Source organism: Chitinophaga barathri (genome assembly GCF_003807585.1).
Lineage (GTDB): Bacteria > Bacteroidota > Bacteroidia > Chitinophagales > Chitinophagaceae > Chitinophaga > Chitinophaga barathri.
Genome location: NZ_RMBX01000007.1, coordinates 277,230 through 290,585, shown reverse-complemented (window position 1 = coordinate 290,585; position 13,356 = coordinate 277,230). Strand labels below are relative to the sequence as shown.

Here is a 13,356-nt window from a genome sequence, read left to right as displayed (position 1 = left end):
CGGCATTTTTATTGATAACGCATCGCCGGATAACCCAGCAGGCGGCGGAATAAACCCAGCTGCCCGATGCAATACGATTCCCTGTCCATACAGTAGGTCATTACATCCAGCAGTTTCATGTCTTCGCCCATACCGAAGGGATCCGGTCCGTTCAGCTGGTCCGGCGTGGCATTGGCCAGCGCGTGGCGCAGCAGCGGGGAGATCAGATTCCAGTCTTCACGGTAAGAATCGAGAGAAGGATAGGTAACGCCATCTTTGATACCAGCATGGTCTTTGAACAGGTCGTTCGCTTCCTTTTGCTGGGTTTTATCCACGCCCAGCACGTTCGCCATCGCAAATCTTTCCTGCACCAGGCTGCCCGCCAGCCATGCGGGGTGATTGGCCTTTGTGCCAAGGCGGTTGTGCGCATCCTTGTCCGTCATGCTATCCAGCACGTTGTTGAACAACAGTGTGTGCAGATCGTACATCGCCAGTTGGGCATTCAATGTGCCCTGTTGAACCGGTGAAATAGTAAGCGTTTCCATAATGAAATGTTTTTATTGAAAAATAATTCTAACCTATATCCTTACGAGCTTCGCGTAAGCCCGTGTGCGCATGGCCACCAGTGTGATGATCAGGCCCAGTACGCCGGTCGCGGAGAACAGCAGTGCAATGCCGCGGTCCATGCCTGTGCCGAACCACCCTCCCAGTATGTCCACCCCTTTGCCCGTGGTCATGAACGGGATAAAAACATACTGCGCGATCGGCCCGATCATAAAGGCGGTTAAAGGTGATGCCGCCTGCTCGATACTTTGCGCGAAACCAAATACGCGGCCCTGCCTGTCCGGCGGGATCACTTTCTGGATCACGGTCTGCTCCGCCGCTTCCACTACCGGGATGAGGCAGAGGAAAACGAACATACCGATGGACAACAACAGGATGGAAGCCTGTATCGTGAAAAAGATACAGATCGCCCACATCACGATATTCGCCAAAAACAGCAGCCTGATCGGGCTTTTGCCCAGCCCGTATTTGGATACCACCAGCCCGCCTACGATAAAACCGAGGCTCAGCACCGCCCAGAGCGTGCCCCACACGTGCGCGGACACCAGCGCAAGGCCGTACGCATCCATCAGCGACATAAATACGCCGCCGAGGAAATTGTTGAACGTATTAAAAAATATCAGCCCAAAGAGGCCGGGAATGTTTTTTATCACATTAATGGTGCCACGGATGTCGATCTTCGGTTTGGCCCCTTCCGCATGTACGATCTGTTTTTCCTCCACCCTGATAAAAAGCAGGTGAACGATCGCCACTACGGTGAGCCCGATACCGAATACCAGCATCCAGAACACGCCCATAAAACTGATCACAAACCCGCTGGGGATGGAAGCCAGCATAAACGCGGTGCCGTTCGCGCTGCCGATCAGCCCGTTTGCTTTATCCCGCGAATTTTCTTCCACCATAAACGTCACTATCGTGGGCAGGGCGATGTTCCGGATATTCCCGGCCAGTACGCCAAACAAACACAACACGATAAAAAGCCAGAGCTGGAAACTATTGGGGTCTTTAAAAGCCGCCGCGGGCGAACTGATATACACGATCCCCGCCAGTACAAACAGCACCAGCGTGAGGATACTCGAAAAAAGCATGGCGGTCTTTTTCCGGTAACGGTCCACGATACTGCCCAGGAAAAAACCCGACAAAGAGACCGTGCCGATATAAATGCCTGCCATGTAAGACGTGACCATCACGGATCTTGTTTCCAGGTACACCCAGAAAGTAACGGCGAACCAGACGAAGGTATTCGTCACCGCGGCCACAATTGCATTGACCAGTATGAGATAGAAATTTTTCACCTTACAATTTTACCCCCGAATTTTAACTTTCATACTGGCCAAACACGACAATCTTTAGGGGTGATTGTGACATTTGCACCGGGGCTGGAAAGATGGTGGGAATAAGGGAATCATTCAAGGATCCGGAAAGTGAACTGGTCCCTGATGTATTTATTAAAAAACTGCCCTTTTGAAAAGGCTTCTTTCATTTCACGATAAATTTCCTGCGGCACGGAAAGGTATTCATATACCCTGCCCGTTACGAACGTTATTTTTAACACGGCCGTTTTCGGATTGTACCTGAAATACCTGATAACAGAGGAGGGCATGATCAGCGGAATTCGTCTAAACCTCCGCCCGCCTTCTTCTCATCCGGCTCATATGGCGGTATATTCCTGTTGATCAGTTTGTCCGGCCCCTTATCGCGGGTTTTGCGGAACTGGTGGAGCATCAGGTAGATAAGCCCAAGAGCCACGGCCGCAACGATCAGAATAATGAAACCTGAGGTCATAACAGTAACTTTTACCTGTTATCCCGGAAGAATTGTGCCAGACGCCAATCCCGTCTCCGTACGGCTGTTCCTGCCGGGAATGGGCAATTAATTCCCCGCTTCCGTAAAATATATTTCCTTTTGTGACGCCTTTTTTCTTACCTTATTGCAATCGTTTGCATAAAAGCACAAAATTCCATTTTATGAAAAGTTCGCAATCCAATCTTTCAAGGCGGAACTGGCTGGGAATGTTTGCCACAGCCGCTGTAGGCAGCGGCGTACTGGCCTCTTCCCAGGCCCTGGGCGCCACCCCGCCGGCCCCCGCCAGCCGCATCTTCGACGTGCGGGATTATGGCGCCAAAGGGGATGGCAAAACCCTCAACACCAAAGCCATCCAGAAGGCTATAGATGCCTGCAACCAGGCCCAGGGCGGCATGGTGCTCATCCCTCCCGGCGAATTCCTTTCGGGGACGCTGGAGCTCAAATCTTTTGTAACCCTTCACATTGAAGCGGGCGGCAAACTGCTGGGCAGCACCAAACGCGAGGACTATACTGCGGGCAACGGCGTGCCTTCCGGGAACGGGAACATCGTATTCCTCTATGCCGTGAAGGCGGACAGGCTCAGTATTGAAGGCAAAGGCACCGTAGACGGAAACGGCCTTTCTTTTTACAATGGCAAAGGGGACAATACCGGCCCGGGGCAGAACGGCGTGGGCGGCAACTTCGACAGGCCGCACCTGCTGATATTTTACGCCTGTACCAATGTGGACATCAAAGACGTATTCCTCACCGCCAGCGCCTATCATTGCGTGCGTATCCTGCAATGCAAACACATCCATTTCGATGGCGTGCGCATTTACAACCGGGTGAACAAAAACAATGATGGTTTTCACTTTTCCAGCTGCGAATACGTGCACATCGCCAACTGCGACGTACAGTGCCAGGATGATGCCTGTGCCCTCTTTGGCAGCAACCGGTTCGTGACCGTCACCAACTGTTCCTTCAGCACCCGCTGGTCCATTTTCCGCTTTGGGGGCGGGGAATCGCAGAATATCGCTATTTCAAACTGTCTTATCTACGACACTTTCGGCTGCCCGATCAAGATCAGCGCGGGAAGGGCCAGCATCGAAAATCTGACCTTTTCGAACATCATCATGCGTAATGTGACGGGCCCTATCGGCATCGGTTTCAGCGGCGCCAGCGGTAACAATGCCAGTGCGAACGCCATCAAAAAACCGTTTATCCGGAACATTGTTTTTAACGGCATCCGCGCCACCGTAGCCGCCAAACCGGAGCCGCACCCGGATATTCATTTCGACCTCCACACCTGGGAAGGCGAGAAAAATTCCTGCATCACGCTGAACGCCATGGGCGAATATTACCTGGAAGACATCAGTTTTACCGATGTACATATAAAATACGCGGGCGGCGGTACGGCGGAACAAGCCGCCAAACGAGATGTGCCGCGGGTAGCGGCGGAATATTTCGGCGTGTGGGACAAAGCGCCCGGCGGCCCACCCGCATATGGTTTATATGCCCGCAACGTAAAAGGGCTCACTTTGCAGAATGTCCGTTTTGAATACGATCAGCCGGACGCACGCCCGGCCATGGTATTCGACAATGTACAGGATGCCTCCATCGCGGGTTTCAGCGCGCAGGGCAGCCCCGATGCGGAGTTGTTACGTTTTACTGGCTCAAAGGACATCCTGCTTTCCGCCGTGCGTGTGCTCAGCCCGGCCGCTACTTTCCTCCAGGTGGAAGGGGCCGCCAGCGAAGGCATCCTGGTGGACGGGGGCGATCTGCGCAAAGCGGGGAAAACGCTGGCGCTGAAAGACGGGGCCGGTGAAAAATCTGTAGTAATGAGAGGCTAGAGGATATAACAAATCTGAACAACAACCAGGCAAAAGGGGGAGAGCATTTCTCCCCTTTTTTATTGGCGGGATCAGTTTCCGGCGATCTGCGGCAGTGCGAGATTGCCGTCCTGGTACTTCAGGTTGAAACGCAGGGCCGTTACTTTCCACTGTCCTTTGTCTGATACCAGTTTCGCGTTATAGGTTCCTACTACGGTCCATACGTTCTGCATGGATTCCGTCGGGAAAAAGTGGGTGGCCGTGCCGTAAAACGCCACTTCTGCTTCGCCGTTGTGCTCCCTGATGGTAAAATTGCCCAGTTGGTGATGGGTGGCTTTGAAGCGGGGCAGGAATGTTTTCCAGGAGCTGATAATATCCGTGGCGGGCAGTTCTTTTGCATCGCCGGCGCCCATGGAGGAATAATCGAGGTAAACTTTTTCGTCCATCGATGCAAGACAGCGGTCCCAATCCCTTTCATCAGCGCCGGTAAATATATTCTGAACGGTTTCTATGATATGTTGTGCAGCCATTTTAACCAGGGTTTTGACAAATGTAAAAAATTAGCGGGAGGGCGGCAGCGGTTCGCGGTCAGAAATGATGTAAATTAGGGAAGCATTGTAAAAACCATGAACCATGAATAAATTCTGGAGAGCGTTAATTGCCGGTTACGGAGCCAAAAAACTGGGCGGCGGCTGCCTTGGAACGATCGTTGTGTTCATCATTATTTACCTGGCGCTCGGCCAGTGTAACTGATCCCCCTTATAATTTTTCCCCACAGAACTTGCAGAAACGGGCGTCCAGGTCGTGCCCTTCTTTTCCGCAATTGGGGCAGGCGTTGTTCCCGCGGCCCCGGCCTTTGTATGCCTGCGCCATTTCGGTGGTTACGATCCCCGTGGGCACGGCAATGATGCCATACCCCAGCAGCATGATAAAACTCGCGATGAACTTGCCCAGCGGCGTAGCCGGCGCCACATCGCCATACCCGACGGTGGTAATGGTCACGATTGCCCAGTAGACGGATTGCGGGATGCTGGTAAAACCGCTGTTGTCATCTTCCACCAGGTAAATAACGGAGCCCAGTATCACCACGCAGGTGAGCACGAACAGGATAAAGATGCTGATCTTGCGAAGGCTGTTGGAGATCGCGATGGAAAGGAAACGCATCTCGGAGAGGAAATGCACCAGCCTGAATATCCTGAAGATACGCAGCAGGCGTAATGCCCGGAGCACGAGCAACGACTGCGCCCCCACGAAAAACACGCTGAGATAACTGGGAATGATCGCCAGCAGGTCTATCACCCCTAAAAAACTGAAGATAAATTTATACGGCCTCCGGATACTGATCAGCCGCAGGATATATTCGACCGTAAAAATGCCGGTAAAGACCCATTCAAGGATAAAGAAGGTCCTGCCGTAGCGGGCGTGAAGATCGTCCACACTATCCAGCATTACTACCACGATGCTGGTGAGGATAAAGAACAGCAATGCAATATCGAAAGCTTTGCCTGCTTTGGTTTCCGATTCGTAGATGATGCTGTGCAGCTTCACCTGCCAGTTGCTGGCATCTTTTCCTTTCACCATAGCCGGGGGATTACAGGGTTATTGAATGCTGTTAAAACAGGGACGTGAGGGGGATAGTCCGGATGCGGCTACACGAAACACCGCAGCAGTGGGCAAGGCAGGGTTATTTATCCCTGGAAGCCCCTACAATGCAGGTTCCCGGCTTATAAAGCATACAAACACCCGGGAGTTGCCCGGGACTTCGGGGGAATTACTCCTCCTCGTCGTCATCATCCTCCTCGTCCAGCCATTCCATGTACGCATAGTACCAGTCTTCCAGCTGATCCAGCAGCTCCTGCTTTTTTTCAGGTTCGCCGTGAAAATATTCCTCCACATTATCGATCTCTTCCACGATATCGATATACGCCACCTCTTCATCTTCTTCTACGCGCTTTGCAAAAAAACGGGGCCGCTCCGTATGAAAGATATATTCATTATCCGGGTCCGTAACGGGATCATCTGCAATCATGAACTTGGGTAGTGCCATTGGATAATATTTTTTGTTTCAACAACTAAATGGAAGTACAAAAGTATGGATTATCGCAATGCCAATTACATACATTATCAATACAAATAATGTATGTATCCGTTAATAAACACTTAATTCTTTCCTTGTCAGCAAAACACTTTCGCAAAATCATATTTTCTCCTACCTTTGCAAACATCTGATGATATGATGAATAAGTCTATTCAACCTCTGCAACGCAAAAACCTGGCGGACGAAGTGGCCGCGCAGCTACAGGAGCTGATCTGCTCCGGCAAATACGATATCGGCCAGCAGCTGCCTACCGAGCCTGAGCTCATGCAGCAGTTTGCCGTGGGCCGCTCTACTATCCGCGAAGCCGTACGCCTGCTGGTGAACGGCGGGTTGGTGCGCGTGCAGCAGGGATTGGGCACATTCATCACATCCAGGCAGCCCATGGCGGAGCCGCTGGCCAAACGGCTGCACCGGGCGCAGTACCAGGACCTGAACGAGGTACGGCTGCTGCTGGAAGTAAAGATCGCGGAGAAAGCCGCCATGCACCGCACAAAGGAAGACATCGCGCAGATGAAGGACTTCCTGAAACAACGGCACATGCACGCAAAGGCGAACAACGTGGAAGCATGTATGCAGGCGGATATTAACTTTCATACCAGCATTGCGGTAGCGTCGCAGAACGAGATCATGGTGGACCTGTATAAAACCATCTCCACCCACATCCTGCAATCGTTCATAGACCGCTTTGACGATACGGACGCGTTCCTGGATTCGCAGGCGCTGCACAAATCGCTGCTGGAAGCCATCATAGACAAAAATCCAGCGCAGGCGCTGCTCTGGGCCAGCAAGATCAGCACGCACAGCCACAGCAAATGATATTTTTTTGAACCTAAACATCTGATGATCTGACAACCATGGAAACTGTACTGGAAGGAGAAGAGAAAAAGACAGCACAACAGGTAGCTGAAAAGACCGTATTCTCTGTATTGCTCGCACTGAGCTTTACACACCTGCTGAATGACACCATTCAGTCGCTGATACCCGCCATCTACCCGATGGTAAAAGATTCCCTGCGCCTCAGCTTTTCGCAGGTGGGCCTCATTACCCTCACCTTCCAGCTCTCTGCGTCTATTTTGCAGCCGCTGGTGGGTATTTACACAGACAAAAAACCGCAACCTTATTCCCTGGCCATCGGTATGGGCTTCACCCTGCTGGGGCTGATCTGTCTTGCTTTTGCGCATAGCTTTGCGATCGTGCTTGTATCCGTGGGGCTGGTGGGCATCGGCTCCGCCGTATTTCACCCTGAAGCTTCCCGGCTGGCCTATATGGCTTCCGGCGGCAGGCATGGCATGGCCCAATCCCTCTTCCAGGTAGGCGGTAACACAGGCAGCTCGCTGGGGCCTTTGCTGGCCGCGGCCATCATCGTGCCTTTCGGGCAGTATTCCATCGCATGGTTCTCCCTGATCGCCTTGCTGGCTATTGTAGTGATGCTCCGCATCAGCCGCTGGTACCTTGGCAACACGCACCGCATTAAACCTAAAAAACAGGCGGCCCAGCGCGAAGTGCTGAAACTCTCTAAAGGAAAGGTTGCATTTGCACTGTTTATCCTGATGGTGCTGATCTTTTCCAAATACTTCTACATGGCCAGCCTTACCAGTTATTATACATTTTACCTGATGGACAAATTCCAGGTATCTGTACAGAATGCGCAGGTATACCTGTTTGTCTTCCTGTTCGCCATCGCGGCGGGCACGTTCATCGGCGGGCCGGTGGGCGACCGCATCGGCAGGAAATACGTGATCTGGATCTCCATCCTTGGCGTGGCGCCTTTCGCACTGCTGATGCCGCACGTGAACCTTTTCTGGACGGTGATCCTGAGCGTGTTCATCGGGGTGATCCTTTCTTCGGCTTTCTCCGCCATCCTCGTATATGCGCAGGAGCTGGTGCCGGGGAAAGTGGGCATGATCGCCGGGCTGTTCTTTGGTTTCGCCTTTGGCATGGCCGGCGTGGGCTCCGCGCTGCTGGGCGAGCTGGCGGACAGGACCAGTATCAACTACGTATACCAGGTATGCGCTTATCTCCCGCTGATAGGGCTGCTCACGGGATTGTTGCCGAATATTGAAGGGAAGAAAAAGAAAACCGCATAATACAACAACATTGTCCGCATAAAAAAAGCGTCCCGAAAACTTTCGGGACGCTTTTTCTTTTTAGTTATGCTGATTACAGCCGCAGGTATGCCGCCATTTGTAATACATGCACGTTCGTAAAGTTGTCGTTGCGCTGGGTGATGTACTGGTTGAGATAACCCGCTTCCAGGTCGAATGTAGAACTGAAGCGGTAACCAATGGCGCCGTAAGCCCTGTTCTGGTCAAAGGTTTTGCCGTTCACCGCGCTTTTGTCCCCGAAATTGAGGAACAACTCGTTCTGCACGGCGCCAAACATCCCTTTGGAAAAGGACTTCTCCCCGCTGAACGGGATAATGCCCCGCAGGAAATACCGGAAACGGTGCGCGGTGTTGTGCCCGTCTTTATCCCATTTCGCTTCCGCGGGGTCGTATACCATATTCCCGATAAACCGCTGCTCCACCCGGAAGCGGTGCTGCAAGGGGATGAACGCAACGGGATGGTTGATGATAAACTGTTCCCAGATGCGGTGCTCCGTGAAATGGTCCGCCTGCATGTAACGGTTGCTCACCAGGGCATAACCCGCCGTGAGGATCATATTTTTCCGCACATGATAATTGATGCCCGGGCGCACGATAAATGTCTGGAATGACTCCCATTTGTCGCTGGTGCGGGCCTGCACGTCCAGGTGGACGGAGAATTTCGAAGAAGGTATCCTGATCGTGTTAAACGACGCCAGCCAGCCGGCGAACTGCGGCTGTTGCTGGGCGCTGAGCGTGGTGGCTGTAAAAAGGAACAGCAATCCCGTAAAAAATATCTGCCTCATGCGGTTAAAAATAAGGCAGGATGACGATTTAATCAAACTGAAGCACTTATTTAAGATATTGTGTCACTCTTTATCCTGATAAGCCTTTACAATGAAAAGCACCCTCGTCACGCTGCCCCTGCTGACGGAACAGCCGGAAAAACCCATTTACTACTTGTCTGCTACTTCTGTACTGCTTAGGAACAGCTTCGCTACTACTTCACTACTACTATTACACTACTCTTAGACTACTCTACTACTACACTATCACTACTATTAGACTACTATCAGAAGCCCGATTGTCATGCTCATGACAAAAGTGCCCCCATCCATATACTCCCCATACACTATCCCAGGCGTATCCCAGGAGTATCCATGGAGCATCTATACTTCAACGGTAATGATCAGCGCTTTTTTCCCTAAAATCATAAAGGTTACATAAAGGTTAGACAAAGGTTACACCGGCTTTTATAAAGGTTACGGTGAGTTAGACAAAGGTTACAAGGGCATTTTGCGGGTACTTTTTGGGGCTCCGGAGGTCTTCCGATGCTAATTGTCATGCTCATGACAAAGGTCCGGTTAGACGTAGGTTAGAGGCCGGTTAGACCGGGTTTTTACCTAGGTTAGACGTAGGTTAGAGGCCGGTTAGGGCGGCAAATGATGCTATATTCTCCTATACCCAAAGTATACCGTACGTATAGGATACGTATACGAGAGGTATAGGAGAGGCAAAAGTTCCAGGTGGTAATATTGTATCATATTACGTTTCAGTGAAACAGCTATTAGACGAAAAATAAATATGTTAACTTTGCTTCAAACGCTCACTGAAAAATGCCGGTATTACCACTACCAGATTACACTGCGCCGGTCCTCCTGAGGAACCGGCACCTGCTCACCATCTTCCCGTCCCTTTTCAGGAAGATTCAACCGGCACAGTATACACGGACCCGCATACCCACCGCAGACAACGATTTTATTGATCTTGATTTCAGCAAAACCGGCAGTAAAAAGCTGGTGATCATCCTGCACGGCCTGGAAGGCAATTCCAAAAGGCAATACGTGACCGGGATGGTGCGCATCTTCAACGAAGGGGGGTACGATACCGTATCCATGAACTTCCGCAGTTGCAGCGGGGAGGTCAATAAAGCACTCCGCTTCTACCATAGCGGGGAAACAAGTGACCTTGAGACTGTAATAACACATGTACAAAAAGATTATGAGCATCTCCATCTGGTAGGGTTTTCGCTGGGGGGCAGCGTTACGTTGAAGTATATTGGCGAAAAAGGCGCCGCCATTCCCGCGTGCATTAAGTCTGCTGTAGGCATTTCCGTGCCGGTGGACCTGAAAGACAGCGCCTATGAAATGGAAAAAAGCCACAATTCCATTTACATGAAACGTTTTATCCGCTCCCTGGGCGAAAAACTGGAGGAAAAGGCCCGGCAGTTTCCTGAAAAGATCTCGCTGGAAGGATATGAATCCATCCGCAGTTTCCGCGAGTTCGACGACCAATACACCGCCCCCATTCACGGGTACAAGGATGCGGAGGAATACTGGGCGAAGAACAACGCCAGGCAGTTCCTTCACCAGATATCCATTCCCACGCTGCTGATCAACGCGCTGGACGACCCGTTCCTCGGGAAAGGAAGTTTTCCTTACGAGGAAGCCGAAGCCAATCCGAATTTTCATCTTGAAACGCCCGCAACGGGCGGCCACGTTGGTTTTGTGACCTTTTCAGGGAAACATTACTGGTCCGAGCGGAGAGCTTTCCAGTTTATCCATGACCATTCATCGTGACGCGGGCAGCACTTCGTCCACCAGGCCGTATTCCTTCGCTTCCTGCGCGGTCATAAACTTATCGCGCCGGTACATTTCCTCTATTTCCTTCACTTCGTGCCCGGAGTTGTCCCCTACGATCTTAAACACCTGGTTTTGCAGTCTTTCCTGCTCCTGGTAAGCGATGCGCACGTCTTCCGTGTAACCGCGCGCACCGCCGCCGGTGGGATGCATATGCACGGTGGAATGCGGTAGGGCGTACCGCTGCCCTTTCGTGCCGCAGGTAAGCAATACGGTGCCCATGCTGCCGGTGAACCCAACGGATACCGTGCTGATGGAGGATTTGCAGATGCGCATCGTGTCGAAAATAGCCAGCCCGGCGTATACGCTGCCGCCGGGACTGTTGATGTACAGCCGGATGGGATAGTGGTTTTCACTATCCAGGTAAAGGAGCTGGGCCACTACGATATTGGCCAGGTGCTCATCGATGGCGGTGCCGATGAAAATGATCCTTTCCTTCAGTAAAAGGCTGTAAATGTCGTACGCGCTCCGCGTGGAGCCGTCGAGGACGGTGGGTATGAGTGTCATGTCAGTAAATTTGATGGAAGGGCGCAGGGGAGAAAGGGGCCTGCGCCGCTCTTGTCAGTAAAAGATGGCGTGAATGGTTTGCGCGAAAGAAGGGTCCTGCGCCAGTTGATCATAAATACCGGAGAGCCTTGCCCGCTGCCGGTCGCGGGCCGCCTGGCGGATGAGGCGCTGGGCCTGCCGCTGCTCTTCCACCGCCGCCCGGAGCGATGGCGTGGCCAGCATCCTGGCTTCAAAAAAAAGCTGTTCCCCGGCGGGCATTTTTTCCAGGAGGTAATGCTCCACTTCCTGTATCTCAAGCAATGGTTTCCGCATAACAAGGCGTTTTTGAGAATGATTTCCGGACTTTCTCCAGGCATTTGTACTTCTGCACCGTCGCGGAATGCGGGCTGCTGTAATCGAACGTTTCCGCTATTTCCCGCATGTTCATGTTTTCGTAATAAAACGCCTGCAGCAATTGCAGGCATTTTTCACCTGCGGCCTTCAGCTGTTCCAGCAAGGGTTCTTCTTCCGGATGCGTGTAAAAGTCTTCGGGAATGGAAATAAAATGCGCCAGGTAATCCAACGTTTCATTCCTGGGCTGCTGCCGCTTGGTTTTCAGCCACAGTATTTTGGTAATGCCCACCAGGTAAGCCACGGGAGAGGAATCCAGCTGCAAATGCCCGCTCCGGCTCTTTTCCAGGTAAATGATCATGGCATCGTGAAACAGGTCTCTGGCCGTGTCCAGGTCCCCGCCAAGCCGGCGGATGGCCCGCGCGGCGTGGGGAAAAGCTTCCCGGTATAATGTTGTGGTAAGGTCCATGACGAATGCGATTTATCATATAGTGCCGAAAAACGGCTAAATATCACCCAAGTCTTCAAAATTTAATCAAAAAAACCGTGAATTTTGCTTTTCCCGCTTCTTCGTAAATTTGATATATGGAAAAAATACAGTCCCTGGAAGAATTTTACCGCGCCAAACAGTTGACCATGCCCACCGATATCGGTAAGGAGGTAGGGCATTTTAATGTGTTTGATGCGGAAGAGTTCCTGGGCCACCATGGTAAACCCCTTCCTTACAGCCGTAAGGATTTTTATAAAGTGGCCCTCGTAAGCGGCCGCAACCGCTATTTTTTTGCAGATAAAACCATAGATGTGGAAGAACACGCCCTGATGTTCGCCAACCCGCAGGTGCCTTATCAATGCGAGCCTCTGAGCGAAGAACAGTCCGGCCGCTTCTGCATTTTCACCGATGCTTTTTTTCACAACTTCAACGCCACCCGCCTCACGGAGTTTCCTTTGTTCAGGCCCGGCGGCCAGCCCGTAGTGTTCCTGCCGGCTTCACAGGTACCGGCGGTAAAGGAACTTTTTGATAAAATGCTGACGGAGATCCGTTCCGACTACCAGTACAAATATGACCTGCTGCGCAATTATACCATGGAGCTGATCCATATGGGCATGAAACTGCAGCCGATTGATGTGTCTCCCGCGCATTCCAACGCAGCCACGCGCATTTCCTCCCTGTTCTCCGACCTGCTGGAAAGACAATTCCCCATCGAATCGCCCATGCAGCAGGTGAATCTGCGCACAGCCATAGATTTTGCTTCGCAATTGTCCGTACACGTCAATCACCTGAACAAGGCGCTGAAAGACGCCACCGGCAAATCCACCTCTGAGCTGATCGCGGAGCGGCTGGTGCAGGAAGCGAAGGCTTTGCTGAAACATACGGACTGGAACGTTTCGGAGATCGGGTATTGCCTCGGCTTCCAGGAACCGGCTCATTTTAACAACTTCTTCAAGAAAAAAACCCAGCTTACCCCCCGTACTTTCAGGGCCGCTTGATTTTTACAACTTTTGGCTTGATATCATTAACAACTGTGGCTCCATGCCGGTGTA

General features: G+C 51.9%; 16 protein-coding genes. 5 read left to right on the top strand and 11 right to left on the bottom strand.

Annotated features, from left to right (window positions below):
* Positions 1-8 precede the first annotated feature (8 nt).
* The 4 genes from EG028_RS14710 to EG028_RS14695 form a co-directional block, all read right to left on the bottom strand.
* Positions 9-524 carry a DinB family protein gene (locus EG028_RS14710; protein ID WP_120517103.1) on the bottom strand — a complete coding sequence of 172 codons (516 nt, stop codon included), beginning with the start codon at positions 522-524 and terminating at the stop codon, positions 9-11.
* Positions 525-557: 33 nt separating this feature from the next.
* Complete coding sequence (locus EG028_RS14705) at positions 558-1,838, bottom strand: MFS transporter (RefSeq protein ID WP_120517104.1); 1,281 nt, start codon at positions 1,836-1,838, stop codon at positions 558-560.
* Positions 1,839-1,948: 110 nt separating this feature from the next.
* A complete protein-coding gene (locus tag EG028_RS14700) occupies positions 1,949-2,146 on the bottom strand; it encodes a KTSC domain-containing protein (RefSeq protein ID WP_120517105.1) in 198 nt (65 codons plus the stop codon).
* A 2-nt stretch (positions 2,147-2,148) separates the two neighbouring features.
* Positions 2,149-2,328, bottom strand: coding sequence for a hypothetical protein (locus tag EG028_RS14695; protein ID WP_120517106.1), 180 nt, complete (start codon positions 2,326-2,328; stop codon positions 2,149-2,151).
* Positions 2,329-2,510: 182 nt separating this feature from the next.
* On the opposite strand from EG028_RS14695, the gene EG028_RS14690 reads away from it, so the two are divergent.
* Positions 2,511-4,178, top strand: a complete 1,668-nt coding sequence (locus EG028_RS14690) for a glycoside hydrolase family 28 protein (RefSeq protein WP_120517350.1) — start codon at positions 2,511-2,513, stop codon at positions 4,176-4,178.
* Positions 4,179-4,249: 71 nt separating this feature from the next.
* On the opposite strand, the gene EG028_RS14685 is transcribed toward EG028_RS14690, so the two are convergent.
* The 3 genes from EG028_RS14685 to EG028_RS14675 all read right to left on the bottom strand — a co-directional run bounded on the left by EG028_RS14685 (position 4,250) and on the right by EG028_RS14675 (position 6,204).
* Complete coding sequence (locus EG028_RS14685) at positions 4,250-4,687, bottom strand: nuclear transport factor 2 family protein (protein ID WP_120517107.1); 438 nt, start codon at positions 4,685-4,687, stop codon at positions 4,250-4,252.
* A gap of 229 nt (positions 4,688-4,916) precedes the next feature.
* Positions 4,917-5,738 (bottom strand): ion transporter, encoded by an 822-nt coding sequence (locus EG028_RS14680; protein WP_120517108.1) that lies wholly within the window; start codon positions 5,736-5,738, stop codon positions 4,917-4,919.
* A gap of 190 nt (positions 5,739-5,928) precedes the next feature.
* Positions 5,929-6,204, bottom strand: a complete 276-nt coding sequence (locus tag EG028_RS14675; protein ID WP_123864680.1) for a hypothetical protein — start codon at positions 6,202-6,204, stop codon at positions 5,929-5,931.
* A 186-nt stretch (positions 6,205-6,390) separates the two neighbouring features.
* Here EG028_RS14675 and EG028_RS14670 point away from each other — a divergent pair, with 186 nt between their 5' ends.
* Together EG028_RS14670 and EG028_RS14665 are read left to right on the top strand one after the other, a co-directional pair.
* The gene (locus tag EG028_RS14670) at positions 6,391-7,071 is read left to right on the top strand and encodes a FadR/GntR family transcriptional regulator (protein ID WP_241559128.1); all 681 of its coding nucleotides are present in this window, start codon (positions 6,391-6,393) and stop codon (positions 7,069-7,071) included.
* A 38-nt stretch (positions 7,072-7,109) separates the two neighbouring features.
* Positions 7,110-8,342: an MFS transporter gene (locus tag EG028_RS14665; RefSeq protein WP_120517110.1), complete on the top strand. Its 1,233-nt coding sequence runs from the start codon at positions 7,110-7,112 to the stop codon at positions 8,340-8,342.
* A 73-nt stretch (positions 8,343-8,415) separates the two neighbouring features.
* Here the strand turns inward: EG028_RS14665 and EG028_RS14660 are convergent, their stop codons facing one another.
* Entirely contained in the window at positions 8,416-9,144 is a 729-nt protein-coding gene (locus EG028_RS14660) for a DUF2490 domain-containing protein (protein WP_120517111.1), read from the bottom strand.
* 810 nt (positions 9,145-9,954) lie between these two features.
* Here EG028_RS14660 and EG028_RS14655 point away from each other — a divergent pair.
* A complete protein-coding gene (locus tag EG028_RS14655; RefSeq protein ID WP_120517112.1) occupies positions 9,955-10,917 on the top strand; it encodes a YheT family hydrolase in 963 nt (320 codons plus the stop codon).
* On the opposite strand, the gene EG028_RS14650 is transcribed toward EG028_RS14655, so the two are convergent.
* The 3 genes from EG028_RS14650 to EG028_RS14640 are packed head-to-tail and all read right to left on the bottom strand — an operon-like array spanning position 10,909 to position 12,283.
* The gene (locus EG028_RS14650) at positions 10,909-11,484 is read right to left on the bottom strand and encodes a ClpP family protease (RefSeq protein WP_120517113.1); all 576 of its coding nucleotides are present in this window, start codon (positions 11,482-11,484) and stop codon (positions 10,909-10,911) included. The two genes, EG028_RS14655 and EG028_RS14650, sit on opposite strands and share 9 nt — an antisense overlap.
* 54 nt (positions 11,485-11,538) lie before the next feature.
* Positions 11,539-11,796 (bottom strand): hypothetical protein, encoded by a 258-nt coding sequence (locus EG028_RS14645; protein ID WP_123864679.1) that lies wholly within the window; start codon positions 11,794-11,796, stop codon positions 11,539-11,541.
* Positions 11,777-12,283, bottom strand: a complete 507-nt coding sequence (locus tag EG028_RS14640; protein ID WP_120517115.1) for an RNA polymerase sigma factor — start codon at positions 12,281-12,283, stop codon at positions 11,777-11,779. The genes EG028_RS14645 and EG028_RS14640 overlap by 20 nt, the downstream gene beginning before the upstream one ends.
* A 116-nt stretch (positions 12,284-12,399) precedes the next feature.
* Between EG028_RS14640 and EG028_RS14635 the strand changes: the two genes are divergently transcribed.
* Positions 12,400-13,302, top strand: coding sequence for a helix-turn-helix domain-containing protein (locus EG028_RS14635; protein WP_120517116.1), 903 nt, complete (start codon positions 12,400-12,402; stop codon positions 13,300-13,302).
* Positions 13,303-13,356: the final 54 nt, after the last annotated feature.